General features: G+C 62.1%; 24 protein-coding genes. 14 read left to right on the top strand and 10 right to left on the bottom strand.

The window, feature by feature from the left end:
* Nucleotides 1-114: 114 nt before the first annotated feature.
* From HNO86_RS22455 to HNO86_RS22445, 3 genes are all read right to left on the bottom strand, one after another.
* On the bottom strand, nt 115-750 hold the full coding sequence (locus HNO86_RS22455) for a response regulator transcription factor (protein WP_175379120.1): 636 nt from the start codon (nt 748-750) through the stop codon (nt 115-117).
* An 85-nt stretch (nt 751-835) separates the two neighbouring features.
* A complete protein-coding gene (locus HNO86_RS22450; RefSeq protein ID WP_372242552.1) occupies nt 836-1,264 on the bottom strand; it encodes a lecithin retinol acyltransferase family protein in 429 nt (142 codons plus the stop codon).
* A gap of 141 nt (nt 1,265-1,405) precedes the next feature.
* The gene (locus HNO86_RS22445) at nt 1,406-6,877 is read right to left on the bottom strand and encodes an AAA family ATPase (protein ID WP_175379118.1); all 5,472 of its coding nucleotides are present in this window, start codon (nt 6,875-6,877) and stop codon (nt 1,406-1,408) included.
* A 224-nt stretch (nt 6,878-7,101) separates the two neighbouring features.
* Here HNO86_RS22445 and HNO86_RS22440 point away from each other — a divergent pair, with 224 nt between their 5' ends.
* Complete coding sequence (locus HNO86_RS22440; RefSeq protein ID WP_175379117.1) at nt 7,102-7,494, top strand: response regulator transcription factor; 393 nt, start codon at nt 7,102-7,104, stop codon at nt 7,492-7,494.
* A gap of 6 nt (nt 7,495-7,500) precedes the next feature.
* Here HNO86_RS22440 and HNO86_RS22435 read toward each other — a convergent pair whose 3' ends face one another.
* From HNO86_RS22435 to HNO86_RS22420, 4 genes are all read right to left on the bottom strand, one after another.
* Nucleotides 7,501-7,914: a hypothetical protein gene (locus HNO86_RS22435; protein WP_175379116.1), complete on the bottom strand. Its 414-nt coding sequence runs from the start codon at nt 7,912-7,914 to the stop codon at nt 7,501-7,503.
* 182 nt (nt 7,915-8,096) lie between these two features.
* On the bottom strand, nt 8,097-10,292 hold the full coding sequence (locus tag HNO86_RS22430) for an OsmC domain/YcaO domain-containing protein (protein WP_175379115.1): 2,196 nt from the start codon (nt 10,290-10,292) through the stop codon (nt 8,097-8,099).
* A 147-nt stretch (nt 10,293-10,439) separates the two neighbouring features.
* Nucleotides 10,440-11,111: a DUF3313 domain-containing protein gene (locus tag HNO86_RS22425; RefSeq protein WP_175379114.1), complete on the bottom strand. Its 672-nt coding sequence runs from the start codon at nt 11,109-11,111 to the stop codon at nt 10,440-10,442.
* Nucleotides 11,112-11,123: 12 nt separating this feature from the next.
* On the bottom strand, nt 11,124-11,441 hold the full coding sequence (locus HNO86_RS22420) for a hypothetical protein (RefSeq protein ID WP_175379113.1): 318 nt from the start codon (nt 11,439-11,441) through the stop codon (nt 11,124-11,126).
* 164 nt (nt 11,442-11,605) lie between these two features.
* Here HNO86_RS22420 and HNO86_RS22415 point away from each other — a divergent pair, with 164 nt between their 5' ends.
* Both HNO86_RS22415 and HNO86_RS22410 read left to right on the top strand, forming a co-directional pair.
* Nucleotides 11,606-12,316 (top strand): response regulator, encoded by a 711-nt coding sequence (locus HNO86_RS22415; RefSeq protein ID WP_372242551.1) that lies wholly within the window; start codon nt 11,606-11,608, stop codon nt 12,314-12,316.
* Nucleotides 12,313-13,647, top strand: coding sequence for an ATP-binding protein (locus HNO86_RS22410; RefSeq protein WP_175379112.1), 1,335 nt, complete (start codon nt 12,313-12,315; stop codon nt 13,645-13,647). The genes HNO86_RS22415 and HNO86_RS22410 overlap by 4 nt, the downstream gene beginning before the upstream one ends.
* Before the next feature lie 83 nt (nt 13,648-13,730).
* Here the strand turns inward: HNO86_RS22410 and HNO86_RS22405 are convergent, their stop codons facing one another.
* Nucleotides 13,731-14,387: a TetR/AcrR family transcriptional regulator gene (locus HNO86_RS22405; RefSeq protein WP_175379111.1), complete on the bottom strand. Its 657-nt coding sequence runs from the start codon at nt 14,385-14,387 to the stop codon at nt 13,731-13,733.
* 164 nt (nt 14,388-14,551) lie between these two features.
* Here HNO86_RS22405 and HNO86_RS22400 point away from each other — a divergent pair, with 164 nt between their 5' ends.
* The 4 genes from HNO86_RS22400 to HNO86_RS22385 all read left to right on the top strand — a co-directional run bounded on the left by HNO86_RS22400 (nt 14,552) and on the right by HNO86_RS22385 (nt 17,246).
* Nucleotides 14,552-14,977 carry a hypothetical protein gene (locus HNO86_RS22400; protein ID WP_175379110.1) on the top strand — a complete coding sequence of 142 codons (426 nt, stop codon included), beginning with the start codon at nt 14,552-14,554 and terminating at the stop codon, nt 14,975-14,977.
* Nucleotides 14,978-15,112: 135 nt separating this feature from the next.
* Nucleotides 15,113-16,291 (top strand): GGDEF domain-containing protein, encoded by a 1,179-nt coding sequence (locus tag HNO86_RS22395; protein ID WP_175379109.1) that lies wholly within the window; start codon nt 15,113-15,115, stop codon nt 16,289-16,291.
* A gap of 196 nt (nt 16,292-16,487) precedes the next feature.
* Nucleotides 16,488-16,835, top strand: coding sequence for a type 1 fimbrial protein (locus HNO86_RS22390; RefSeq protein ID WP_175379108.1), 348 nt, complete (start codon nt 16,488-16,490; stop codon nt 16,833-16,835).
* Nucleotides 16,836-16,946: 111 nt separating this feature from the next.
* Entirely contained in the window at nt 16,947-17,246 is a 300-nt protein-coding gene (locus HNO86_RS22385) for a hypothetical protein (RefSeq protein WP_175379107.1), read from the top strand.
* A gap of 51 nt (nt 17,247-17,297) precedes the next feature.
* Here HNO86_RS22385 and HNO86_RS22380 read toward each other — a convergent pair whose 3' ends face one another.
* Nucleotides 17,298-18,041, bottom strand: a complete 744-nt coding sequence (locus HNO86_RS22380; RefSeq protein WP_175379106.1) for an SDR family oxidoreductase — start codon at nt 18,039-18,041, stop codon at nt 17,298-17,300.
* Between the two features lie 122 nt (nt 18,042-18,163).
* Between HNO86_RS22380 and HNO86_RS22375 the strand changes: the two genes are divergently transcribed.
* The 3 genes from HNO86_RS22375 (at nt 18,164) to HNO86_RS22365 (ending at nt 20,216) form a co-directional block, all read left to right on the top strand.
* Nucleotides 18,164-19,075, top strand: a complete 912-nt coding sequence (locus HNO86_RS22375) for a LysR family transcriptional regulator (protein WP_175379105.1) — start codon at nt 18,164-18,166, stop codon at nt 19,073-19,075.
* Between the two features lie 121 nt (nt 19,076-19,196).
* Nucleotides 19,197-19,652 (top strand): hypothetical protein, encoded by a 456-nt coding sequence (locus HNO86_RS22370; protein WP_175379104.1) that lies wholly within the window; start codon nt 19,197-19,199, stop codon nt 19,650-19,652.
* Between the two features lie 108 nt (nt 19,653-19,760).
* The gene (locus HNO86_RS22365; RefSeq protein WP_175379103.1) at nt 19,761-20,216 is read left to right on the top strand and encodes a glycine zipper 2TM domain-containing protein; all 456 of its coding nucleotides are present in this window, start codon (nt 19,761-19,763) and stop codon (nt 20,214-20,216) included.
* Nucleotides 20,217-20,327: 111 nt separating this feature from the next.
* Here the strand turns inward: HNO86_RS22365 and HNO86_RS22360 are convergent, their stop codons facing one another.
* A complete protein-coding gene (locus HNO86_RS22360; protein WP_175379102.1) occupies nt 20,328-21,536 on the bottom strand; it encodes an alpha/beta fold hydrolase in 1,209 nt (402 codons plus the stop codon).
* Nucleotides 21,537-21,772: 236 nt separating this feature from the next.
* Here HNO86_RS22360 and HNO86_RS22355 point away from each other — a divergent pair, with 236 nt between their 5' ends.
* From HNO86_RS22355 to HNO86_RS22340, 4 genes are all read left to right on the top strand, one after another.
* Nucleotides 21,773-22,468, top strand: coding sequence for an SDR family NAD(P)-dependent oxidoreductase (locus HNO86_RS22355; protein WP_175379101.1), 696 nt, complete (start codon nt 21,773-21,775; stop codon nt 22,466-22,468).
* An 84-nt stretch (nt 22,469-22,552) separates the two neighbouring features.
* The gene (locus HNO86_RS22350; RefSeq protein ID WP_175379100.1) at nt 22,553-23,572 is read left to right on the top strand and encodes an AraC family transcriptional regulator; all 1,020 of its coding nucleotides are present in this window, start codon (nt 22,553-22,555) and stop codon (nt 23,570-23,572) included.
* 106 nt (nt 23,573-23,678) lie between these two features.
* On the top strand, nt 23,679-24,920 hold the full coding sequence (locus HNO86_RS22345) for a sterol desaturase family protein (protein ID WP_175379099.1): 1,242 nt from the start codon (nt 23,679-23,681) through the stop codon (nt 24,918-24,920).
* A gap of 3 nt (nt 24,921-24,923) precedes the next feature.
* Entirely contained in the window at nt 24,924-25,478 is a 555-nt protein-coding gene (locus HNO86_RS22340; RefSeq protein WP_175379098.1) for a hypothetical protein, read from the top strand.
* Nucleotides 25,479-25,505: the final 27 nt, after the last annotated feature.

Raw genomic sequence — 25,505 nt, 5'->3', positions numbered from 1 at the left:
TCCGGCGTTTGCCAAAGGGAGTCGGCCGCCAGGCCGAAACAAAGAAAGCGGCCGCATCCGCAGCAACGGATATGTACACAACCGAAAAAGCATCGCGAGCAAGGGAATGCGGGGCTATCCCCGCTCAAGCGCCTCAGCCATCCGCACCAATTCCGCAAACGACTTGGCATGCATCTTCTTCATCGCATGAGAACGATGAATCTTGATCGTAATTTCACTCAGATTCATCTGCCCCGCAATCTGCTTATTCATCAACCCCTTGACCGCCAACGCCATGACCTCCTTCTCACGAGGAGTCAGGGACTGATAATCGGCATGCAGATTCGAAGTCTGCCGCTCAACCTCACGACGCTTGATATCCGCCTGCAGCGCCGCTGACACCGCATCCAACAGATCCTGCTCACGAAACGGCTTGGCCAGGAAATCCACCGCACCGGCCTTCATCGCCTTGACCGACATCTCGATGTCGCCATGACCGGTGATGAAAATGACTGGAATGCTGGAGTGCGAATCAACCAGCTGACGCTGAAAATCCAGGCCACTGCTACCCTGCAGACGTACATCCAGCACCAGGCAGCTGGCACCATCCGTCTTTGAACGCTGAAGAAATTCCGCCGTCGAGGCAAAGGTTTCAACCCGCATGCCGGCCGAGCGCAACAGGTTGCTGAGCGCATCGCGAATGGAAGCGTCATCGTCCACTACGTAAACAATGGAAACATTGTTTTGCGACTCATTGAACGGAGCATTCATGCACGACACTCTTCAACAAATGATGGGAAAAAAAGTGTAGCACAGTGCCTTACCCCAACCGGTCACCGCGGTCCCTACAAAAACCTTATGCAGTGAAGCCATCCTCCAGCCCCGACATCATCGAGAAAAAACCACGGGGCGAGTTCAGCAGAAGTTCGACCTGGGTACTGTGGCTCTTGCCACGGGTGCACCAGTTGCAGAAATGTTCGCAGTTGTTGGAAAAGATCCGGTAGTGCCGTTCGCCGACCCTCGAATACGCGCGACGGACGATTTCTTCGCCGCAATATTCACCCTGCTCGTCCAGCACCCAGACCGCCCGGCCATTGGCGAAATGCTCAAGATCGGTGACTTCGATGGGGCCCGGCGTAAAGGAACCGCTGTACCCGGCGTAATGGGCAACGCGCCCCGCGCCAAGGTAGATGCCGTGATGGATGTAGAACTTGCGCGCCGTGATCAGGTGGGAACCAACCGGTACCTGAAGCAGCGACTGTTCGATGTTCAGCAGGCTTTTCACGATGAAGTTCTCCGAAACCCTTGAAACGACTATATCGCCGGGGTTGCGGAGGCACATTTGTACAAGCGATTACTTCGTTCGACCCATTGATATGCGCCGGCTAAACCAAAGTATTAGCCGGCACTCATGGAAGGTTAAAACTCACGCCTGCATGATCGGTAGCGTGAACTGAACAGTCGCCCCACGCGGCTGATTGGCGCTCGCCCACAGCCGCCCGCCATGGGCCTCGATGATCGAACGACAGATCGACAAGCCCATGCCCAGCCCCGTGGCCTTGGTGGTGTAGAACGAGGTGAACACCTGGTCGGGGTTCTCCGTGGCAAAACCCGGCCCCGAATCACTGACGCTCACCAGCAGGTAACCCTCATCCCCCGGCACCGCGCTGATCTGCAACTCGCGCTCACCTTGCGGGGTCACGCCCATCGCCTCCAGCGCATTCATGATCAGGTTGAGCAGCACCTGCTGCAGCTCTACACGATCACCGACGATCAACTGCAAGCCGTCGGTGAGTTGGGTCTGCAACGTCACGCCGTTCTTCATGATCTGGCCACGGGTGAACTCGATCATCTCGCCGATGGCCACGTTGATGTCCAGCGGGCCTTTCTGCGGCGGCGCCTTGCGGATATGCCCGCGAATGCGCCCCAGCACATCGGCGGCGCGGTTGGCATCCTGGATCAGCCGGGCAAGCACCTGACGGACCTCGTCAAGCTCCGGCGGCTGGATGTTCAGCCAGCGCTGCGCGGCATTGGCGTTGAGGATCGCCGCGGCAATCGGCTGGTTGACCTCGTGCGCGATCGACGCCACCAACTGCCCCATGGTGGCGACACGGTTGGCGTGGGCCAGCTCGGTCTGCACCTCGCGATAACGCCGCTCGCTTTCACGGATCTGTTCTTCCGCCTGTTTGCGCTCGGTCAGGTCCAGCACGAAGGCGACCCCTTCCTTGCTGTCGGCTTCGAACATCGCCAGGCCAACGATCACCGGCAAGGTGCTGCCGTCTTTCTTGAAGTACTCCTTCTCGAAAGGTTGCGCGCGGCCGGTGCGCATCGCGTCCTGCACGGAGCGCTCGCTGAGTTCGCGATACTGCGGCACGGTCAGATCGCGCCAACGCAACCGGCCGGAATCGAGGTCCTCACGGGTGTATTCGAGCATGCGCAGAAACGCCTCATTGGCCTCGATGATTTCACCGTTGGCATTCCACACCACGATGCCGATGATGTTGGCGTCCACCAGACGCCGGATCTTCGATTCGCGCTCGGCGACCTCACGGTACAACCGGGCGTTTTCCAGCGAGATCGCCGCCTGGGACGCCACCAGTTTCAGCACGGCGATGCGGTTCGGGCTGAACACCCGGGCAGTCAGGTTGTTTTCCAGATACAGCGCGCCCACCAGCTTGGCCTGGTTCATCAATGGCAGGCAGAGAATCGAGCGGGCGCGCTGTTGGCGCACGTAGGGGTCGGCGGCGAACGGCGCTTCGCTCATGGCGTCGTCCAGGACGATGCTCTCGCGGGTACGCAGGACCTGATAGAGCACCGACTCGGGCAACAGCTCGCCACTGATCGCGGCATCGCGCAACTGCGTGGCGTCGTCGCCGGTGGTCACCTGGGCGGCGATCCGGTGCTCGCCGGCATCCGACAGAATCAACAGGCCACGTTCGGCACCGGCCTGTTCGATGGCGGTGAACATGACCGTGTCGATCAGCTTTTCCAGAACGATCTCGCCCGACACCGCCTGGGAAACCTTGAGCACGGTCGCCAGATCCAGGTGCTCGACCGCCGTGGCCATGGTGGTGGTCGGGCCGAGGGTGTGTTCCTCGGTGCGCAGCGACGGATACTTCGCGTCCAGCTGGCGCACCTTGCCATCGGCGCCCCAGCGCAGATAACCGTAGCGGGCATCCTGCAGGTAGACCCGGGCGATCTTGCCCAGGCCCCGCGCGGCATAGAAGCGCGACGCCAGCTCGTTGGCCAGTGCCTCGATATGGATGAAACCGCTGTTCTGCGCCAGGTTGATGGCTTGCTCGTAAAGCTTCTCGGCATCCACCACGCGCCCTTCGACACGGGCGATCTCGGCCGCGATCAAGGCCGCACGGCTGGCGAAATTTTCCGGACACTGTTGCGCCCAGCCGTGCAACTGCTGGTAATCGACACCCATGGCCGCCAGGTGCGGCGCTTGCTCGCCAGGCTCCAGGCCATCACAGCAGGCCGCCCGGGCCAGCGCGTCGTAGAAGTAGTACTCGGCTTCCTCGAAGAAGCCCTGGCATACCCAGAGCAACTGCTGCGCCTTGTCAGCGGCCTGCATGGCGGCTTCAGGCTCGCCGGCCATGTAACGGGCCTGGAGTTTGCGCACCCAGTACAGGCACTCGGCGAGCACCAGATCCGGGGTGCTGGACAGATGCGTTTCGGTTTCGGCCTCGTTGAATTCGCCCTCTTCCAGACGCCCAAACGTCGGGGTCAGGCCGCGCAGCATGCGGATCTGCACCAGCTGCGTGGAGATGAAATCGGTCACCAGGCCGAAGCGCACTTTGCGCGCATAGGCCAGGCCCTGCTCGGCCTCGCCCTGCACCTCGGGCAACGGCTCGCCGGCGAACAGCAGATCGGCGGTGAGGTTGTTGCCGGCATAGGCGCCGTAGGGCAGATCGCCGATCCGGTTGGCCGCCACGAACGAGCGGCGCAACAGGTCCCGGCACTGCGCCACGGGACGCATCCAGCGCACGGCAAAACAGGAGAAACACAGATAGGTGCTGGCTTCGAACCGTGTCAGTGCGCGTTGCTCGACCAGATCGCAGCCCAACTGGCCGAAACGGAACCCCACCTCATGGTCGCCGAAGCGCGGGCCGGCGACCCGAAAGACGTTGGCATAGAGCACACAGGACGCATCGCAGTTACCCCATTGGAGGCTCATGCTGACCGCCTTGCAGATCGACAGGCAGGACAGGTTGGTATCGGTCTGCAACGCCGGGGCGAACAGTTTGCCCAGGGCGTTGACGGTCACCAGGGAAGTGGCGTCCTCCATCAACGGCAGGTCAATAAGGTCTTCGATGACCCGGTCACCCAGCATCTCGCCGATGCGGTCGTACTCACGACGCACATCATCGTCGCTGGGGTGCGCCGACCATTCGATTCCTACATGCCGCAGATAGTCCAGACAGACCGCGACCGAGGCATCGCTGCGATCGAGCAGCAGATAGACATCCATGTGCAGGCAGGCGACGTTGGCGCGCTCGATGACGGTCGTGGCGCGTCCGGCCAACGCAGTCAGGCGCTCGTCGGCGATGGCGAGCTGGCCGGTGAGGAACTCGCATTCGGCGCGGTTCAATTCCAGGGCGAAGCTCAGCCCGTTGCGCCGCGTCCAGCAATCCACGCCCAACAGCTGGGCACCGGTGGTGAGGTAATTGAGTGCCGAAGCGTAGGCCGACGACGCCTTGGCGCGCTGGCCGGCAATCAGGTTGAATTCGGCCAGTTGCTCGCGCTCACGCAGATCGGTGAGCAAGGTCGCACCGCGATTGAGCTGGCCGACGATTTCGAAGATCGCCTCCTCCACGCCTTGCGCGGGTGTCTGCGCTGCCAGCAGCCGACCGATCCGCAGATGCGCCTGGGCCCGCGATTCCTTCGGGATCAGCGAATAGGCGGCTTCATGAATTCGGTCGTGAACGAAGGCATAGGCACCGTCCAGGCGCTCGACCAGTTCCTGGCGAATCGCCTCCCACAACACCGTGCGCAGTTGCGTCTTGGGCACTTCCATGGCGGTGGCCAGGGCGTTGATGCCGGCCACGTTGCCCAGGCAGGCGAGCTGCTGCAGCGCGTGCTGGGTATCGGCTGGCAGGCGGGTCAGCTTGTCGACCATCAGGTCGACGATGTTGTCGGTGTAGCCCTTGGCATGGATGCGATCCGGGTCCCAGAACCAGCGACTCAGGTGGTGATCGAAGGTCAGCAACTGTTCATCGGCCAGGGTTTGCAGGAACTGGATGACGAAGAACGGATTGCCGGCGGTCTTGTCCAGCACCAGCTGCGCCAATGGCTCGACCCGTGGAATCTGGTCATCCAGCGCTTCGGCGATCAACTGTTCGATGTGGGTCTTGGCCAGCGGCGCCAGGGTGATTTCATCGACCCTGCCACCGGCCTTGCGGATGGCCTCGATCTTCAGCGACAACGGATGCCCGGCGTCCACCTCGTTGCTGCGGTAGGCGCCGACGAGCATCAGGTGGCGGGTGTCCGAGCTGGTCAACAGGTCCTCGAGCAGGTCGAGGGTTGCCGCGTCGAGCCATTGCAGGTCGTCGAGAAACAGGGCCAGCGGATGATCGGCCTGGGCGAACACCCCGATAAAGTGGCGCAGCACCAGCAGAAAGCGGCGTTGCGCCTGCTGCGGGTCCAGCGCCGGAACGGGTGGCGGCTCGCCGATGATCAGCTTGAGCTCGGGAATCAGGTCGGTGATCAGCCGCGCGTTGGGCTCCAGCGCTTGCTGCAAGGCGTCTCGCCATTCGGCCAGTTCCGTGTCGTTCTTGCCCAGCAGGGTGCGGACCAGGCTCTGGAACGCCTGCACCAGGGTCGAATAGGGAATGTCGCGGCTGTATTGATCGAACTTGCCGGAAGCGAAGAGCCCCCGCGGCGGAACCAGCACCTTGTGCAGCTCGTTGACCACCGAGGACTTGCCGATACCGGAATAGCCGGTGACCAGCACCAGCTCCGGCGTGCTGCTGGTGATGATGCGGTTGAACGCGCTCACCAGGGTGTCGACTTCACGCTCGCGTCCGTAGAGTTTTTCGGGAATCAGCAGCCGGTCGGAGGCGCCGTGTTCGCTGAGGGTGAAGGGCTTGATCTGGCCGGTCTGTTGCCACTCGGTCAGGCAGCGGCGCAAATCGTGTTCGACGCCGGCAGCGGTCTGATAGCGCTCTTCGGCGGTCTTGGCGAGCAGTTTCCTGACGATGTCGCAGAGGACCTGGGGAATGCTCTCGACCCTGGAACTGGCCGGCACCGGCTTCTTCGCGATATGGCAATGCACCCATTCGATCGGGTCGACGGCGGTGAACGGCAGCGTGGCGGTGAGCATCTGGTAGAGGGTGACGCCGAAGGAATACAGGTCGCTGCGCGAATCGATCGAGCGATTCATCCGCCCCGTCTGCTCGGGTGCCATGTAGGCCAGCGTACCGGCGATGGTCTCGGGCGCCTGGCGCTCGCGGGGCAGTTGCGACGCCAGGCCGAAGCCGGTGAGCCGGGCCTGGCCGTCGGAGCAGTTGACCAGGATGTGGCTGGGCTTGATGTCTTTGTGAACGAGACCGCGCTGGTGGAGTTTGCCGATCGCGACGGCGATGCTGATGGCGTGATGCAGGAAAAAGGTGGTGTCCATGGGCGCCGTCAGCAGCTGCACCAGTGGCTCGCCACCGGGATCTTCCAGCACCAGCAGGACCTGGCCGCTTTCGCGCACGATCTCCAGCGGCCGAACCGCCCAGCTGCCGTCGAGTTCGTCCCTGAGGGCAAATTCGTGAGAGAGACGGCCAAGACAGGCCGGCAGCGGTTGCTCGGCGGCGGGTCGCGTGACCAGCACCGTGCTTTCGCCACCGGCACCCGAGCGAAGTTCGCGACAGAAGATACGCTCGCCGTCGTCCCATAGTATCTGCATGCTGTTATCCATCTGAATTGGAGGCCACCAGTCAGTTGCGCCACAACACTGTAGCAGGACCGGCAACTGCCATACCGGCAGCCCGATCAATCACCAAAGATGGCATTGAATGAGGCCCGCTACATCAACATATAGATCTTAGCGACCTATACCTAGATATGATTTTTCCTCGACAAAGACCGCGTATCGTGTGGGGACACCGGGCGCAGTAACGAGCAAATTCAATGACGCAAGACACTCACAAACGCACTGCAGCGAACATTGCAGTTGTGGATGATGACGATTCCGTTCGCGGTGCCCTGGAAAGCCTGTTGCGTTCCAGCGGCTACAAGACCCGGACCTATTGCAGCGCGCTGGAGTTTCTCGCTGCGAACGCCCTGGCTGAAACCGATTGCCTGGTGTCCGACATCCAGATGCCGGGCATGAGCGGTGTGGAGATGTTTGAGCAATTGATTGCGACAGGCATTCACATCCCCACGATATTGATCACCGCCTACCCCGCCGCCGCCCCGACCCCGGGCGCTCACTCACCGGAGCTGATCGCCTGCCTGCCCAAACCCTGCGACGCCGACAAGCTGCTGAACTGCATCGAAGCCGCCCTCACCCGGCATCACTGATGGCCGTTATCCGCGCTGGGACATCAGCGTCCCGATCAGCGCGGCGACCTTCTTCGCACCATAGCAACGGAACTTGACGCTGCCGGCGCGGGTGTCCAGGCGCACGATTTTGGTAATGAAGCCGCCTTCGACGGTGACCCTGCGGATCTGCGGCAACGGCAGTTCGATATCCAGGGCCCCGGACTGAACGGCGCGGTTCAGCCCATTGGCGCTCAGTCGAACGACCCGCGAGGTGATCACCAGTCCCCCGCCAACCCAGAGCCCGCCGTGCCTCTGTCTGAAAGACTCCAGCACATTGCCCAGCACATCCAGATTGATGATGTCGGCTTCGGTGTATTCATCGTTGGCGGATACGAAATCCACCTCGACATCGGCCACCAGAAAGTTGACCAGCTTCCACTTCAACACCCTTTCTTCCATTGCGGTATCTCCCTGATATGAAAAGCGAGGCTGGCCGATGATGCCAGTTGGATAAAAACAAAAAAACTGTGGGCGGGCTCGCGAAGGCGTCAGGCCTGCCAACACAGATGCCGGATGTGCCGGCCTCTTCGCGGGCAAGCCTCGCTCCTACAGGTTTCGCGGGGATTGCAACCTGCAGGGCATCAGCCCTTCAGGTTAGCCCGAGCGCTGTGCAGCTTCTTGTAGCTATCGATCAGGCGCAAATGGCGGTCCAGGCCTTCGAGCTTCATGCTGGTCGGAGTCAGGCCGTAGAAGCGGACGCTGCTGTTGACCGAGCCGATCGCGGCGTCCATGCGCTCGTTGCCGAACATCCGGCGGAAGTTGGCTTCGTAATCTTCCAGTTCCAGATCCTCGTCCAGTTCCATTTCCAGAACCGCATTCACCGCCTGGTAGAACAACCCGCGCTCGACCGTGTTGTCGTTGTACTGCAGGAAGGTTTCCACCGCCTCTTTCGCCTCTTCGAACTGCTGCAACGCCAGGTAAATCAGCGCCTTCAACTCGAGAATCGTCAGCTGCCCCCAGGCCGTGTTGTCGTCGAACTCGATGCCGATCAGGGTGGTGATGTCGGTGTAGTCGTCCAGTTCGCTTTCCACCAGACGCTCCACCAGATCCTTCAGCCCGGCTTCGTCCAGGCGATGCAGGTTGAGGATGTCTTCGCGGAAGAACAGCGCCTTGTTGGTGTTGTCCCAGATCAGGTCGTCGACCGGGTAGATCTCCGAATAATCCGGCACCAGGATACGGCAGGCGGTGGCACCGATGTGCTCGTAGACCGCCATGTACGATTCCTTGCCCATGTTTTCCAGGATGCCGAACAAGGTGGCGGCTTCTTCGGCGTTGGAGTCTTCGCCCTGCCCCGAGAAGTCCCACTCGACGAACTCGTACTCAGGCTTGGCACTGAAGAAGCGCCAGGACACCACACCGCTGGAATCGATGAAGTGCTCGACGAAGTTGTTCGGCTCGGTCACCGCGTGACCTTCGAAAGTCGGCTGCGGCAGGTCGTTCAAGCCTTCGAAACTGCGGCCCTGCAGCAGTTCGGTCAGGCTGCGCTCCAGCGCCACCTCGAAGCTCGGGTGCGCGCCGAAGGAAGCAAACACGCCGCCGGTGCGCGGGTTCATCAGGGTCACGCACATCACCGGGAACTCGCCGCCCAGGGACGCATCCTTGACCAGCACCGGGAAGCCCTGGGCTTCCAGGCCCTGGATGCCCGCGAGAATCCCCGGATACTTCGCCAGCACTTCGGCCGGTACGTCCGGCAGCGCAAATTCACCTTCGATGATTTCCCGCTTCACCGCCCGCTCGAAGATCTCCGACAGGCACTGCACCTGGGCCTCGGCCAGGGTGTTGCCGGCGCTCATGCCGTTGCTCAGGTAGAGGTTTTCGATCAGGTTGGACGGGAAGTACACCACCTCGCCATCGGACTGGCGCACGAATGGCAGCGAGACGATGCCGCGGGCTTCATTGCCGGAGTTGGTGTCGAACAGGTGGGAACCGCGCAGCTCGCCATCGCGGTTGTAGATTTTCAGGCAGTACGCGTCGAGGATTTCCTCGGGCAGCTCGTCCTTGCGTCCAGGCTGGAACCAGCGCTCATCGGGATAATGCACGAACGGCGCGTTGGCGATGTCTTCGCCCCAGAACTGGTCGTTGTAGAAGAAGTTGCAGTTCAGACGCTCGATGAACTCGCCCAACGCCGAGGCCAGCGCGCTTTCCTTGGTCGAACCCTTGCCGTTGGTGAAGCACATCGGCGAATGGGCATCGCGGATATGCAGCGACCAGACGTTGGGCACGATATTGCGCCAGGAGGCGATTTCGATCTTCATGCCAAGGTCGGCGAGGATGCCCGACATGTTGGCGATGGTCTGCTCCAGCGGCAGGTCCTTGCCGACGATGTAGGTGCCACCTTCGGACGTGGAGTTCGGCATCAGCAACGCCTGGGCGTCGGCGTCGAGGTTTTCCACCTCTTCGATCACGAACTCGGGGCCGGCCTGCACCACCTTCTTCACGGTGCAACGGTCGATGGAACGCAGGATGCCCTGGCGGTCCTTGTCGGAGATGTCGGCCGGCAGCTCGACCTGGATCTTGAAGATCTGGTTGTAGCGGTTTTCCGGGTCGACGATGTTGTTCTGCGACAGGCGGATATTGTCGGTGGGGATGTTGCGGGTCTCGCAGTACAACTTCACGAAATAGGCGGCACACAACGCCGAGGAAGCCAGGAAGTAATCGAACGGCCCCGGCGCCGAACCATCGCCCTTGTAGCGAATGGGCTGATCGGCGATCACGGTGAAGTCGTCGAACTTGGCTTCAAGTCGAAGGTTGTCGAGAAAGTTGACCTTGATTTCCATGGGGGAACACCAGAATAGCGAGCTAAGCGAAATTGGCCGCCATTATCCGGTTTTTCAGCGGCAAGTCTCGTGCTTTTCCTCGGTGGCCGCTGACCGGTTCCACGGGACTTGCCCTGCGCGGGGCCGCCCGCGCAGGGTTGAGGCTGCTTACTTGCGAATCGCGGTATAGGACTGGCGCAAGTCGCTGGCCCAGCCATCGAGCACCACCTTGACGTCATCCGGCGTCAGGACCTGCTTGTCGTCGTCCAGCGCCAGGCCTGTGCCCATGCGCACGACCTCGGCCACCACCTCCCCGGTCGCGCCGTCTTCGAAGGACACTTCGGTGGCGATCTCGCTGTCCTGGTCGCGGATACCGGTGGCCGTGCTCACCCCCGCCGCGACCAGCGTCACCGGCAGCCATTCATAGAACTTCAGGCCCTGGGGACTGGCCGCAACCCGGGTAATCGCGGGCCTGACGATCAGGGTGTCGGAATCGGGTTTGGTGACCAGGGGCAGCATCTTGCTCAGCTCGGATCGCAGCGCCGCATCATAGTAGTCGGTCACCCCGGACAGCGTGCTCAAGGGAATCCGCTCGGTCGGCTCAGGGCCCGGGTAGAACTGGCTCGGTGCCAGATAGACCGTGGTGTAGCGCCCGCGCTTCACCGCGGGGCTGACCCAGCTCAACACGGTCTGGCCGGACGGCGCCTGACGTTCCGACAACAGGCTGTAGTCATACAGAAAGCCGGTATACATTTCTGGGGTGACTTTTTTGCTGCTGCACGCCGACAGGGTCAGGGTGGCCGCGAACAACAGCGACAGCGAGCGAAGGGTTCTGATCATGCTGATTCCTTATCAGGCGTGGGCGTGAAATTGGGCGTGGGGGGCGTCTTCCGAGCACTCGATGCGCATCTGGCCATGGGTCATGATCCAGTGGATGAATTCGGCGGTCGGGATGGAGTGGATGTATTCCACCCAATGGGAGCCTTCCGGGCTGTAGCGCTCGAAGTAGCGGCGCATGACAATCTGGCTCTGATCACTGGCCAGCCCAAGGCACGTCTCCTGGAACAGGATCGACTTGTCGCCCCCGGGCAACGCGGTACGTTGGGTCAGGATCAGGGGACGCTCGGTGTTGCGCCCCACAGCGGTCGGGATGCCGTTTAAAACCTTCATGAATACCTCCGTCAATGGAATGCCGGCAGGGTGAAGGAAGGTTTTTGCCCGAGAATGTCCGCTTGATGTCTGTGTTGCAGGAATGTTGCTCGATTGAAATATATGACCCGGGCATCGAAATGGTTTTAGATGCCCTCCTTTTTTGAGCCCTGGACCCGGTAACCGTGAGCAGACTGCTGATCGTCGACGACGATATGGAAATACTGTCCCTGCTGAAGAAGTTCTTCGTTCAGCACGCCTATGAGGTGGAAGTGGCACCTCACGGTGACGCCATGTGGGCGGCGATCGCGCAGAATCGGCCGGACACCATCATCCTCGATGTGATGCTGCCCGGTGAAAGCGGACTGAGCCTGTGCCAGAAAGTGCGGGCGCAGACCGGGATCCCGATCATCATGTTGACGGCCATGGCCGAGCTGAGCGATCGCATCGTCGGCCTGGAACTGGGGGCCGACGACTACCTGACCAAACCCTTCGCCCCCCAGGAACTGCTGGCCCGGGTCCGCGCCCTGCAACGTCGCGCCGGTGAGCAGAAAAGCCCGGTCGGCGAGCCGTCCCGGCCGGTCAGCAGCTTCGCCGGTTGGCACCTGGATATCACCTGCCGCGAGCTGCGCTCCCCCGACAACGTGATGATTCCGCTGTCCGGTGGCGAATTCGACCTGCTGGTGGTGTTCCTCGAACATCCCCAGCGCATCCTCACCCGCGAGCAACTGATCGACCTGACCCACGGCCAGGGCCACGACGCCTTCGATCGCAGCATCGACGTGCAGGTCAGCCGTCTGCGACGCAAAATCGAACCGGACAGCAAGCGCCCGGACCTGATCCGTACCGTGCGCAATGGAGGTTACATGTTCACCGCCAAGGTCACCCGTTCGTGATCGGCCGGATGTTTCGCCGCGACACCCTGAGGCGCCGGATTGCCCTGACCATTGTCGCCGCGATGGCCGCTTCGCTGACCCTCAATGCCCTGTTCGTGCAGGTCGCCGGCACCTGGGCCCGACCGCCCATCGAGCGCACCGGCCTGCTGGAACAGATTGCCGTGACCACCCGGCTGATCGAGGCGGCGCCGACGGCGTTGCGCGCGCAATTGGCGAGCGCGGCGAGCAATCCCATGCTCGAAGTGGCCTGGGGGACTGATCGCAGCGCGTTCGGCCTGCCCACGGGCGGCGCCCTGGTCGAACCCCGCAAGGTGCCGGTGCTGCACAAGTTGCTGGGGGATGATCGAGACATGGAGGTGTTCAATCCCGCAGATTGGCCGGATAACAGTGCCCAGGCGCATTACGTCGCGCTGGTGCGGCTGGTCGATGGCAGCTGGTTGACCTTCACCCCGCCTGAACGCAGCTGGGGTCTGGACACCGGCACACGAATCGCGGTGATCATCGCCCTGGGGCTGATCGCCACGCTGCTGGTGGCCTGGGTCGCCACGCGTCAGCTGGCGAGTCCCCTGCAGCGCTTCGCCGGCGCCGCGCGGCGCTTCGGCGGCGACCTGAGCGCGCCGCCCATCGCCATCGAAGGTCCCCACGAAATACGCCAGGTGATCATCGCCTTCAACACCATGCAGGCGCAGATCCAGCACTTCATCGGCGAACGCACGCACATGCTCGCCTCCATCTCCCATGACCTGCGCGCGCCGTTGACGCGGATGCGCCTGCGCAGTGAGTTCATGGAGGACCTGGACCATCAGCGCAAGATGATTCGCGACATCGAAGAGATGCAGTCGATGATCAACGCGGCCCTGGCGTTCTTCCGCGAAGACACGCACCTGGAGCAATCCACGGCGTTCGACCTGTCGGAACTGCTGCAGACCATCATTGATGACTTTCGCGACCAGGGCATCAACATCGACTTCACCGGGCCCGCGCATTGGGTGTACGACGGCCGGCCGCTGGGGATCAAGCGTGTGGTGGTCAATCTGCTGGAGAACGCGGTGAAGTATGGGCTGCATCCGGGCGCTGCGCTGAAGTTCGATGACGATTGGGTGTGCATCGAGGTCAGCGACGAAGGGCCGGGTATTCCCGAGGAGGCGCTGCAGCGGGTGTTCGATCCGTTCTTCCGCCTGGAAAGTTCGCGTAATCGCGATACCGGTGGGGTTGGGTTGGGGCTTTCGGCTGCCAGGGCGATTGTGCGCGAACAGGGTGGGGAGTTGAGTTTGAGTAATCGCAGTGGTGGGGGGTTGCTGGCGCGGGTGGAGTTGCCGCGTAACAGATGAGCGTGATTTCGACTTTTTCAGGCCACCGCGCCCCCTGTAGCAGCTGGCGAGCCTGCTGCTACAGGGGGCGCGGTGGCCTGGCATTAAGCCGAACGCGCAGGCTTTCTCCGTACTTGCTCCTCCTCCAACGCCTGACGAACCAACGCCCTCGCCGCCCAGGCCGCGGCACCCAGCGACTCCTCGACACTGGCGCCCCCCACATCCCGCACGGCAATCAACGCTTCGGTGCCCATGACGATCGACAGCGCCTGCTTCAGGCGCTTGCGCGCCCGGGCTGAGAGCCGATCCTTGAGCGAGTCGACAATCGGCTCGATGTAACTCATGCGTCGCCCCGGCCGCAGCGGCGTTTCGCCAGATTCATTCTCCAGCCACACGGTCATGAACGAACGCTCCATCATGCGCAGACCGACCTCGTCCCCGATCAACAGCTTGTTCAGCGCATTCGCCGCCAGCCCCACGCCCTTGACCGGGTCCTCGCCCGGCTTCCAGAAATGCTCCAGCGGCTGCATGTCCCGGTCGGTCGCCGTCTCGCTGATCAGCGCTTGCGGCGAGGGAAAGTAGCGATAGGCCGTGGCCCGCGACACCATCGCCCGCTCCGCCACCTCGGCGATCGTCGGATTCAGCCCCTCTTCACGCAACGCGGCAGCGGCCTCGATCAGTGCCTGACGGGTTCGATTGCGCTGGTTGGCACGCCCCTGATGACCGCTGGGGAGCAACGTGCTTGACTTCGTATTGGCCATGGAATAAATGATACTCCGTCTTGTAATGAGACTATTGTCTCATAATAGATATCAGGAAGCGCGCCAACAAGTGCTCGCCCTCAAGCGCCTAACCGCGCGTCAGAAGGACCTCATTTCAATCGTCCAGCAACTGAGCGCGCCTCAGGGCGCATGAGGTGAATGCCATGAGTTACAACTCCCGTTCGCAAACCTGGTTTCGGCTCGCTGTCGTCTACTTCGCTGTTGGCGTGGGTCTGGGCGTGACAATGGGCGCCTCCGGCGACCACTCACTCTTCGCGGTCCATGCCCATGTCAATCTGTTGGGCTGGGTATCGATGGCACTCTTCGGCCTCATCGGCACCGTTTGCCCGGCAACCACCGAGGGTCGCATCGCCACCGCCCAGTTCTGGAGCTGGAATATTGGTGTGCCGGTGATGCTGGGGGCGCTGACCTTGCGCATGAAGGGGTTTGCGTCCGTCGAGCCGGTGATTGCGGTTTCGTCGGTTCTGATTGGGATTAGTGTGTTGTTGTTTGTGTGGCTGGTTTTTTCACGCGGTGGAGCTACCGTTGAGCGTTTGATGGACGCAGCGGGCGAATCGCGGATGTCATAAAGAGAACAACCGGTAGCTGCCCTGCCACCGGGCAGCTACCGCATCCACTCAACTGGAACGGCGGTACCTGCTAAAAATCGGCCCAAGCCTTACAATCGCGCCCATTCATTGCAAAATCAGACAGGCAGCAAGGCTATGGCGCTCGACCCTCCCACAATGTTGACAATTTCAGTCGCTCTCGCAGCGGCTGCCGCGCTGTACCTGGCGGTGGAGTGGCGCAGCGTTCGGGAAACGTCTTTGCTGTGTTTCAGTGCGGGTTTTGCCACGATCACCGTCGGTTCCACCCTCGCCCTGCTGCGCATGAGCGGGCTCTTATTGATCGGTATCTGGTTCGCCAACGGTCTGCTGGTGCTGGCGCACTGGTTTTTCCTGCTGGGGGTGGCGCGGTTCACCAATGCACGGCTGGCCCGGGCCTGGTATCTGATATTCGTGGCCTGGATGGCTTTGCTGCTTCTGCCTGAGGATCCGTCCTGGTCGAAGATCATGCTGGTGGCCAATTCGCTGCTGGTGGCGCTGTTGTCGATCAGGGCCAGTTACCTTTTGCGGCCCCACGGCAAGTCGTTGAGCGTGGGCGCGGTGCAGTTGCGTTATGTGCTGATGGGGCACGGCGTTTTCTACATCGCCAAGGCATTGACGGCGGTGGTTCCGGGGACATTGATCGATCTGGCGTCCCTGCGCGGCGAGATCATTCAGATTTCGCTGGTCGAAGGGGTGATGGCGATCATGCTGATCGCGCTGTCGATGACCGGCACCGAGCGTTATCGGCGCGAGAAGAAGATCGCTCGCCTGGCCGAACGTGACCCGCTGACCGCCATGTATAACCGCCGCGCCCTAGAAGTGCGGGCTTTGCGCCTGTTGGGTGATGTGTCAGCCGATCGACCGGGCGCCCTGCTGTTGATCGATATCGACAATTTCAAACTGGTCAACGACCTGTATGGCCACACTGCGGGCGACCGGTTGCTGGTCACGCTGAGCGAGATGATCGTTTCGCAATTGCCTGAAGGTGCGCTGGCGGCAAGGCTGGGCGGTGACGAGTTCGTGATTGTGTTCACGGATGCGTCGGACAAGCGAATCGTCGAGCTGGGCAACACCCTGCGCGACCGTTTCTACGACGCGGCCTCCAAGGCCTTCGACACCCCGGAAGCGGTCACCCTGAGCATCGGCGCCCACCTGTTCGACCATCCACCGGCCAGTTTGACCGCGATCATCGAACAAGGCGATGTGGCGCTGTACCAATCCAAACGCGCAGGACGCGACACCCTGCGCCTGGTGGACGCGACCCAGACCCGCGCCGAGCCGCTGCGTACGGACTGAGGAAACGCGCAGTCTGTGGGAGCGGGCTTGCTCGCGAAGGGCGATGGGTCATTCAACGAATGTGTTGACTGACCTGGCCTATTCGCGGGCAAGCCTCGCTCCTGCAAAGGCGGCACATCCCGCTCGCGATCTGGAAAAAACATCAGTACGCTCACCCCCAACGACGTATTCCTTACAACGCAAAGGAGTGTGCGCAATGAAGATCAACTCTCTGCCTGTCGTCCTCAACCTGCTCGCGACATTGCCCCTGGCAACCACCGCCGTCGCCCAGAACAGCATCCGCTTCGAAGGCAGTATCGTCGAACGCCCCTGCCATTGCTCTTTCAGCACAGTCGGAGCGCTGACACTCAACACCTGCCCCGCCCTCGCCCGGGCCATGGCCTTCGATGCGGTCAACATCGATCAGCCCTCCTCGATGACCAGCGTAAAACTGCTCGCCGACAATGGCCCGGACCGCTATTACGACCAGCGATACACCCTGGTGGATCCCAAGGGCAAACCGATCCGCACCGGCAATTACCTGGTCACCATGACCCTGCCCTGACCCCAGCCGCCAGCTCCGCTGAACGGTCGAAGGCGCCGGCATTGCAGCGTCTAAGCTAATCAGACAGCCCGCCCCATCACGCGGCGGGCCTCTGGCCGAAGGGGAAACAGGATGCCCGGACTTTCTGTGCGCCCCTGCTCGTCATGGGCCCTGCTCTCGCTGCTCGCCGTCGATCTGCTGCTGACAGCAGGATGCGCGGGCAAACCTTCCACGGCTCGCCAAACGGTCGCGACCCTGGGCGATCCCTGCTATGCCAAGGCGCTCCCCACGGTGGGAGAAGGCGGACTGGCCTGGGGCTCTACCCTGAGCATGGCGCGCAAGAAATCCATGGATAACTGCATGCGTTACGCCGGTCGCTCCGGTGGCACGCCCGAAACCTGCCAGGTGGTGTTGGCTCAATGCAGAAAATGACTCGCCCATAAAAAAGCGCCCTGACCTTTCGGCCAGGGCGCTTTCAATCAATCAGAAGTCTTGCGCAGTCGGACGCAGGACGATCTCGTTGATGTCCACATCAGCCGGTTGCTCGATCGCGAAAGCGATGGCCCGTGCTACCGACGCGGCCGGAATGGCCTTCTTGTAGAACTCGCCCACCACTTCGGCGCTCGGCTGGTGGCCGCTGCCGAATTTCAGCTCGGACTCCACCGCTCCCGGCTCGATGGTCGTGGTACGGATATCACCGCCGACTTCGTGACGCAGGCCGTCGGAGATGGCGCGCACCGCGTACTTGGTGCCGCTGTAGACCGAACCGCCCGGGCTGAACACTTTGATGCCGGCCACCGAGGAGATGTTGATGAAGTGCCCGCTGCGCTGTTTTTCGAACACTGGCAAGGCGGCGGCAATCCCGTACAACACGCCCTTGACGTTGATGTCGATCATGCGATCCCACTCGTCGACGCGCAGTTCGTTGATCGGCGAGATCGCCATCAGCCCGGCATTGTTGATCATCACATCGACCCGGCCGAAGGTCTGGACAGCCTTGTCGACCAGTGCGGACAAGTCCTCCCGGCGGGTGACATCGACCGCCAGAGCGACCGCCTTGCCACCTTCAGCGCTGATCTCCCGGACAATCGTGTCGAGACGATCCTGACGACGGGCGCCAAGTACCACATGGGCACCGAGCGCCGCCAGATGACGTGCCGTTGCTTCGCCCAGACCGCTGCTTGCACCGGTGATGACGACCACTTTGCCCTGGATGTTGTTACTCATGGTTCAGTGCTCCTGTAGAGGCTTGCTTGGGTTGATGGGCTCAGTCTCTACTGGTTTTATTCGTCAGAAAATGGAAGAGTTCGGATTTGAGAATTCCATTTTCTGGAACGGAGTAGACGGCAATGCTCAACCGCATGGAGCTGATCCGGATCTTTTCGGTGGCAGCCGAATCCACCAACTTTCGTGAAGCCGCCACCCGCCTGGGCACTTCGCCACAAACTGTCACGCGAGCGATCAAGGAACTGGAGCGCACCTTCGGCGAACTGCTGTTCCATCGCAGCACCCGCCAGGTCCACGTCACCACCTTCGGCGCCGAACTGGCCCTGCAGGCCCGGGAAACCCTCGATCGGGTGGATCAGCTGTTCGTTGCCAACAGCAAGCAGCAGGAGAAAGGCATTGTCGGTCGCGTCGGCATCACGGCGCCGCATGCCATCGGCAGGCTGTACCTGACGCAGTTCCTCAGACCGCTGATGGAGCAAAACCCGGGGCTGAGCATCGACCTGAGCCTGGATGACCAGATCACCGACGCGGTGGCCAGCAGAATCGATATCGGCGTGCGCGTTGGCGCAGTGCGGGATCGGCGCTTCATCGCCAGGACGGTCGCCCGGGTGGTGCTGAAAATCGTCGCGGCGCCCTCCTTGCTCGACAGGGTTGCGCGGCCTGAAACGGTCGAGGAACTCAAGCGCCTGCCGCTGTCGATGCTGATGGATCGCAGCAACGGCCGCCCCTGGCCGTGGATGCTGGCCGAAGGGCAGACATTCCTGCCGGTGTCGCCGGCGTTCACCTGCGACGACCCGGAAACCGAGCGGGAAATCGTACTGGCTGGGTTCGCCTTCGGGCAGTTGCCGACCTATCTGGCCGAACCGTATCTGTCCGACGGGCAACTGGTGGAGGTCATGCAGGACGATGCGCCGGGGCCATTCGAACTGATCATGTATCGCCCGCACTCGGGACCTGTGCCACCGCGGGTGCGGTTGGTGTATGACCATCTGATGACGTGTTTTTCAGATCCCGGGATCTTTCCGCAAAGCTGAACGTGAGTTCGACGATAGGCGCCGATCAACACAATTTCCCCCCAACTTTCCCGCACGTACCCCAATAGTGAGCTATACCGCTGATTCCCCCATTGCAGTTCTTCGACACAGGAGTTTGGCAATGAAGCTCACAACCCCGCTTGCCGCCCTCATCATCAGCACCAGCCTGCTCGGCTGCGCCACCTCTTCGTCAGACTCCGGCATCAACGTTCCCCTGACGGCCACCCGGCATAACGCCGGTCAGATCGGCAACGTCACCCTGACGGATCTTGAGCAGAAAACCGGGCTCAGTTTCTTCATCAGCGGTGTTCCCAACGGCGTGCTCCTGCCCTTGCGGGTGCAGTCATTCATCTACAAGGGCAACTGCCAGCAGCCGGGCGCCGTCGCCTTTGGCATGAATGAACAGGTCAACACCGAACGCCAGCCCGTCAAAGGCTGGACCTTCTCGCGCATCGCACCGGTGGCAAGGTCCGAACTGCTGTCCGGCGATTACTCGGTGGTCGTGCGCAGTACTGCGGACAGCGGCAACCTCGATCTGTTTTGCGGGGATATCAAGCAGGCGAATCCGGTGAAATAGTTGCGCGATGAGACGGGGCCTTATGTCAGCCATTTTCGACTAAGGTCTACAGGTGTCTTTGCAACTTGATCTCATCTACAACGCCGTCATCGAAACAGGAGCTTGACCATGAAAACCATCGCTTCCTGGCTGACCCTATCCTTGTCTTTCCTGATGCTGTGCGCGTGTGTCGCGGTCGATGCCGGAAGCGGCGGCGCCGGTGAAATGGAGATTCGCTCGGGGAAAATCGAGCAGATCACCCAGACGCAGATGCAGACCAACCACGACAGCGGTGTCGGCGCCATCCTCGGTGGCTTGGGCGGTGTCGGCCTGGGCAGCCTGATCGGGCGCGGCACCGGTCGCGACGTGGCCATGATCGCCGGCGCCCTGGCCGGTGCGGCCGGTGGCAACTACGCGGAAAAGAAAGCCTATGACCAGCCCAAGGACGCCCAGCAGATCATCGTGCGCACCAAGAGCGGCGTGCTGGTGTCGGTGACCCAGCCGACCAATCCGGCGCTGACCAAGGGCATGGCCGTGTATGTCGAGGGTGCCGGCAGCGAAGCGCGAGTAGTGCCGCAGAGCTGAAGCGTCCGCTTCCCCCTGCAGGAGCGAGCTTGCTCGCGATGAACGTCCAGACACCGCGGGCATTCAGACAGCCAGCGTTATCGTTGACGACCATCGCGAGCAAGCTCGCTCCTACAGGGACGGCGTATTTCGGGCGAACAGATCGTCCAGCCAACCACAGCACTCCTGCGCCAGGCGCAACCGGTTGTTGACCTGCACATGACCGTCGGCACCGGTCTGCGCCGGCAGTTCCACCAGTGACTTGCGGGTTGAGGCGATGGTCGAGTGCCAGGCCCGCGACTGTCCGGTAAACAGGTCCGACTCGCCACCGCCGAGCAGCGACAGGAACGGCAGCTTCACCCGCTCGGGATCGGCGCGCATCAGGTCTGTGCGCTGAACCAGTTCCTCAGGCGTCGTCGCACCGGCTTTCCAGAAGGTCGTCTCATGATTGCGCATCCCCGCCGCGGAAATCGGGCCGGCGTTGTAGTCGTGGGTGACGGCCTTGACCGACCGGGCGAACATCTCGCCCGCATCGGGCAGCGGCGTGCTGGCCATCACCGTGGCCAATCGGCTTTCGTAACCGGCGGCGCGGCAGGCGAAGTAACCGCCCAGGCTCAGACCGAGCAAGGCGATATGCCCTGCTCGGGCACCAAAGTGCGCGACAAGATGATCGATCACGGCGGCGATCGGCTGTTCCGCCTGCGCCTCCCAGTACAACTCGCGGGCCTGTGAGTCGCCCTGTCCCGGCAAGTCGGCCAGGGCCACGCTGTAGCCGCGCTCCAGCAGATTGCGCCCCACGGTGAGGAACAGGTCTTCATGACAGGTATCGGAGCCGCCGATCACCAGCACCAGCGGCGCCTGGGTATCGGCATTGGCAAAGTAATGCCCTGCCAGATGACTGTGCTTCCAAGGGATTTCGAAACGGGTGCCCGCCAGTTGCAATTCGGCGATGGCCAGCTCGAAAGCGCGCTGATGCTGCGCGTACAACTCGCAGAAGCGCTCGCCAGGACCGGCAAACTGCCAGGCCGAGCGGTAACTGGCGAATGCCTTCAAACGCATCTCTCCCGCCGAGCGCCGCCAGCCTTTGGCCAGCCATTCGCTGGCCTGCCGATCCAGATAGTCACCGTAATCGCAGAAGGCTTTCACCCAGGTGTCGGGGTCGCCATCGACGATGTGTTCGGCGATGTAGTACGCCTGCCCGACATCCAGACCGCCGGACGGCCCCCAGCCCAGCGCAGCCATGAAGAACAGGTCCATGTGCTCGTCGGCGAAGCGATAGGATTTGCCCAGCCGGCGCGTCGGGTTGGTTTCGGTTGCAGGATCATTAGGCGTGCGGTTCATCTGTTCACCTTGCCGGTAAGTGATGGCTGCCATGCGATGGAACTGGCCGGTGTCAGCATAGGCACCGTGAGCCGCTATTTCCCTGACAGATCGCATTTACCAGACGAACCGGCCCCAGGCCCGCTCCTACGGGAAGGCATTGTGGCGCGACTACGCTATTAACTTGGCGCCTTGACGCAAGACACACCGCCGGCGCCTGACTAGCGTGTGCGTACATCAAGAACAAGGAAAACTCCATGAACGATTCACTCCCCCGACAGGTCGTCGCGATCACCGGCGCCTTTGGCAATCTGGGCGAGACCCTGGCCAGAATGGTCGCCGCCCAAGGCAATGACCTGGTGCTGATCGATCACGCGACCTGCAGCATTGCTTCATCGTCGCAGCGACTGATGCTGCCGGGCATCGACCTGACGTCGTACTCCGACTGTCAGGAGGTGGCGCGACGTATTCAGGAGCATTTCGGCCGACTCGATGCGCTGGTCAACGTGGCGGGAGGGTTCGCCTGGGAAACCGTGCAACATGGCGAAACAAATACGTGGGATCGACTCTATGAGCTGAACGTGCGCACGGCGTTGAACACCAGCAAGGCGCTGCTGCCGCTGCTGCTTGAATCGTCAGGCGGGCGCATCGTCAACATCGGTGCCGGCGCCGCGGCGAAAGCCGGCTTTGGCATGGGTGCCTATGCAGCGTCCAAATCCGCTGTCCTGCGCCTGACCGAAAGCCTTGCCGAAGAGCTCAAGGACAAGGGAATCACGGTCAATGCGGTGCTGCCGAGCATCCTCGATACACCGCAGAATCGCGAGGCCATGCCGGACGCCGAACATGATCGCTGGGTGACGCTGACGCAGCTTTCAGAGGTCATCCTGTTCCTGCTTTCCCCTGCCTCGTCAGCCATCACCGGCGCCGGCATTCCGGTCACCGGTCGGGTCTGATTCGCAGACGGGCGTCGCTCGCCGAGGCGACGTCCGTGCTGCTAGACTCCGGACCCCATCCGGATCGCCAGACCTTTTTGCCCCATGCGTCCCGCTACTTCCAGTGCAGCTTTCGTCAATCACGTTCTCGATGTCGCCGAGCAGCATGGCTGCGACGGTGATGTGCTTCTGCAGGAAATCGGCTTGCCACGCGATCGCTTGTCCGACCCGATCCTGCGCGTTCCCATGCATCAACTGCGGACCTTGCTGGCACTCGCGGCGCGCACCAGCGGCTTGCCGCATTTCGGCTTGCTGGTGGGTGCTTCGGTGCGCCCCGGCACCTATGGCGTACTGGGTTATGTATCGATGACCAGCGCCACCCTTGGCGAATCGCTGAGCATGATCCGGCGTTTCGGCAAGATCGTGTTCGACAGTCCCTCCAGCCAGACCCACATCGCCATCAACGATGGCCGCGTGCTGATCGAAGACCAGCGCATCAGCGAACTGGAGCCCTACTGCCCGTTCCAGCAGGAAGCCGTGCTGACTGGCTGGGCCGCGTTCGGCCGTTGGTTGATTGCCAGCAATGCGCCGCTGCTGGAGGTTACCCTCAGGCATCCGGCGATGGGCGATCCTGCGCTGTACGAGCAATTCTTCGGTTGCCCGGTCAAGTTCGGCGCCCAGCGCAATACCCTGGTGTTTCCCGAGTCGATGCTCACTGCCCGGGTACAGGGCGCCGACCCGCGCACCCACAAGAGCCTGCTGCTGGAGGCAGCCCTGCAACTGGGTCGCTCCTACGCGCCGCTGTCAGTGATCGGCCGTCTGCGCGCCTTGCTGGTGGAGCACCTGCCGACCGGCGAGGTCAGCCTGGAAAGCCTGGCCAGCCAGCTCGCCATGTCGCCGCGCACACTGCAACGCAAGCTCGCCGCCGAAGGTGAAAACTTCAGCCAGGTGCTGGAAACCTTCCGCATGGAGCTGGCCGATCATCATCTGCGCAGCACCGACGCCAGCATCATGGACATTGCCCTGACCCTGGGTTTCTCCCAGGCCAGCGCGTTCAGCCATGCGTTCCGTCAGGCCCGGGGAATTTCCCCGGCGGATTTTCGCAAGGCGCTGCACAAGGCATAGAACACGGCACAGATTGGCGCCATCCAACATGCACCCTGACGCCCAGCATCAAGCCGCAGGATAAGGATCGGGTTAGCTTCCTTGCTACATAACAAGGAGGCAGAAAATGCCCAATGCCATCGTCTATGCGATCCCCGCATTCTTCGTGTTGCTGTTGCTGGAACTGTTCTGGAGCTTCTGGCGACGCCGCCAGACCTTCGCCCTGAGTGACAGCCTGTCGAGCATTTCCCTGGGTCTGGGTGGCCAGGTACTGAACATCTTCGCCAAGGGGCTCAACGTCGGCATCTATCTGCTGGCGTACAAATACCTGGCGGTGTTCGAGCTTTCCCCGTCGCACTGGTGGGTCTGGGCCATCGGTCTGATCGGCTACGACTTCTGCTACTACTGGCATCACCGCATGGGCCATGAGACCAATCTGGTCTGGGCCTCCCACGTCGTGCATCACTCCAGCGAAGAGTTCAACTACTCGACCGCGATGCGTCAGACCAGCACCGGCTTTTTCACCAACTGGTTTTTCTACTGGCCGCTGGCGGTCATCGGTTTGCCGCCCAGCGTGTTCATCGTCAGCGGCGCCGTGGTGCTGGGTTATCAGTTCTGGATTCACACGCGCCACATCGGCAGCCTCGGCTGGTTCGACTACTGCTTCGCCTCGCCGTCCAATCACCGCGTGCACCACGGCCAGAATGAATACTGCGTGGACCGCAACTACGGCGGCGTGCTGATGCTCTGGGATCACCTGTTCGGCAGTTTCGCCAAGGAACGCCCGGCGCATCAGGAGCCGATCATCTACGGCATCCACGGCCAGCTCAAAACCTTCGATCCGATCAAGGCCAACCTGCACAAATACCAGGGCCTGCTGGAGGATTTTCGCCTCGCCGACAACTGGAGCGATCGCCTGAAACTGTGGTTCGCCCCACCCGGCTGGCGTCCTGCGGCGGCTCATCGGGTCAAGCCGCATCCACCCCATGACATCAGCGCTTTTCGTATCTACCGGCCACGTATTTCCAGTGCCACCGCCCTGTATTGCGTGTTGCAGATGGCCTTGGTGATGCCGCTTGGGCTGGGCTTCATTGCCTTCGCTTTTCAGCTTGACCTGAGCTGGCAAGTCCTCGGCGCGGTCTGGGTGCTGGCGTCGCTCTGGGTGCTGGGACGGACGCTGGAAAATGCGCCGGGCAATGGTCGCTGGCAGGTGCTGTGGTTGTGTTCGCTGGCGGTACCGGCGGCGATCGCCCACCTGCAATGGGGTCTGCCGATTGCCTGGGTGAGCGCACTGTTCTGCGGCGCCAGCCTGGTCTTGCTGGGCACGCTGGTGCGCTCGCTGCGCCAATCCTTGCCAGTGGAGGCCTGATCGATGTTAAGCGTGCTCTGCGAAGTGATGCTGTGTTCGGCATGCCTGTGGGCAGGCACGATCAGCCTCAAAGACCGACAAGGTTGGCGGGCGGCGGGTTTCCTGCTGATCGCCGTGACCGCACTGATGGGCGCGCTGGTGTTTGCCGGACTGGAACAGGTTCGACCGGCGCACCAGTTCCTGTCGGGTGTTAGCGCACGGATTGCCCTGCTGCTGATCGCGGTCGGCTGCCTGCGGCGGATCTCGCAGCGGTTGCTGCTGGTTGCCGCGCTCGCGTGCCTGCTGTGGGTCCCGAATCAGTGGGCGCTGGCCGGCAATCTGCTGGCATTGATCGCCATTGCCTGGCCTGGCCGATCGCAACGCTGGTCGTTGGCGGTCGCCGGAAGCCTGCTGTTCGCGTTTGCCGGCCTGGTCGTCGGTTCGCGCGGCGAATGGCAAGGCATCGCACGACAGGACCTCTATCACCTGACCCTGATGCTGGCGGCGCTTTCCTGGGGGATTGCGCGCCTGGTTTCCACTGGACCGCAATCACGTCTGCCGACGCCACTGGCGCGCTGATGGGGGCCCGAGCCGATAGGAGGAACC

The sequence above is a fragment of the Pseudomonas sp. C1C7 genome (genome assembly GCF_013359595.1).
Lineage (GTDB): Bacteria > Pseudomonadota > Gammaproteobacteria > Pseudomonadales > Pseudomonadaceae > Aquipseudomonas.
This window is presented reverse-complemented; position numbering and strand designations above follow the sequence as displayed.

Coding starts and splice junctions, on each gene's coding strand:
- HNO86_RS22380 (WP_175379106.1), bottom strand. CDS start 18,041: ATGAGTAACAACATCCAGGGCAAAGTGGTCGTCATCACCGGTGCAAGC.
- HNO86_RS22425 (WP_175379114.1), bottom strand. CDS start 11,111: ATGATCAGAACCCTTCGCTCGCTGTCGCTGTTGTTCGCGGCCACCCTG.
- HNO86_RS22420 (WP_175379113.1), bottom strand. CDS start 11,441: ATGAAGGTTTTAAACGGCATCCCGACCGCTGTGGGGCGCAACACCGAG.
- HNO86_RS22345 (WP_175379099.1), top strand. CDS start 23,679: ATGCCCAATGCCATCGTCTATGCGATCCCCGCATTCTTCGTGTTGCTG.
- HNO86_RS22395 (WP_175379109.1), top strand. CDS start 15,113: ATGGCGCTCGACCCTCCCACAATGTTGACAATTTCAGTCGCTCTCGCA.
- HNO86_RS22390 (WP_175379108.1), top strand. CDS start 16,488: ATGAAGATCAACTCTCTGCCTGTCGTCCTCAACCTGCTCGCGACATTG.
- HNO86_RS22405 (WP_175379111.1), bottom strand. CDS start 14,387: ATGGCCAATACGAAGTCAAGCACGTTGCTCCCCAGCGGTCATCAGGGG.
- HNO86_RS22430 (WP_175379115.1), bottom strand. CDS start 10,292: ATGGAAATCAAGGTCAACTTTCTCGACAACCTTCGACTTGAAGCCAAG.
- HNO86_RS22360 (WP_175379102.1), bottom strand. CDS start 21,536: ATGAACCGCACGCCTAATGATCCTGCAACCGAAACCAACCCGACGCGC.
- HNO86_RS22355 (WP_175379101.1), top strand. CDS start 21,773: ATGAACGATTCACTCCCCCGACAGGTCGTCGCGATCACCGGCGCCTTT.
- HNO86_RS22385 (WP_175379107.1), top strand. CDS start 16,947: ATGCCCGGACTTTCTGTGCGCCCCTGCTCGTCATGGGCCCTGCTCTCG.
- HNO86_RS22365 (WP_175379103.1), top strand. CDS start 19,761: ATGAAAACCATCGCTTCCTGGCTGACCCTATCCTTGTCTTTCCTGATG.
- HNO86_RS22375 (WP_175379105.1), top strand. CDS start 18,164: ATGCTCAACCGCATGGAGCTGATCCGGATCTTTTCGGTGGCAGCCGAA.
- HNO86_RS22455 (WP_175379120.1), bottom strand. CDS start 750: ATGAATGCTCCGTTCAATGAGTCGCAAAACAATGTTTCCATTGTTTAC.
- HNO86_RS22370 (WP_175379104.1), top strand. CDS start 19,197: ATGAAGCTCACAACCCCGCTTGCCGCCCTCATCATCAGCACCAGCCTG.
- HNO86_RS22440 (WP_175379117.1), top strand. CDS start 7,102: ATGACGCAAGACACTCACAAACGCACTGCAGCGAACATTGCAGTTGTG.
- HNO86_RS22435 (WP_175379116.1), bottom strand. CDS start 7,914: ATGGAAGAAAGGGTGTTGAAGTGGAAGCTGGTCAACTTTCTGGTGGCC.
- HNO86_RS22340 (WP_175379098.1), top strand. CDS start 24,924: ATGTTAAGCGTGCTCTGCGAAGTGATGCTGTGTTCGGCATGCCTGTGG.
- HNO86_RS22350 (WP_175379100.1), top strand. CDS start 22,553: ATGCGTCCCGCTACTTCCAGTGCAGCTTTCGTCAATCACGTTCTCGAT.
- HNO86_RS22400 (WP_175379110.1), top strand. CDS start 14,552: ATGAGTTACAACTCCCGTTCGCAAACCTGGTTTCGGCTCGCTGTCGTC.
- HNO86_RS22445 (WP_175379118.1), bottom strand. CDS start 6,877: ATGCAGATACTATGGGACGACGGCGAGCGTATCTTCTGTCGCGAACTT.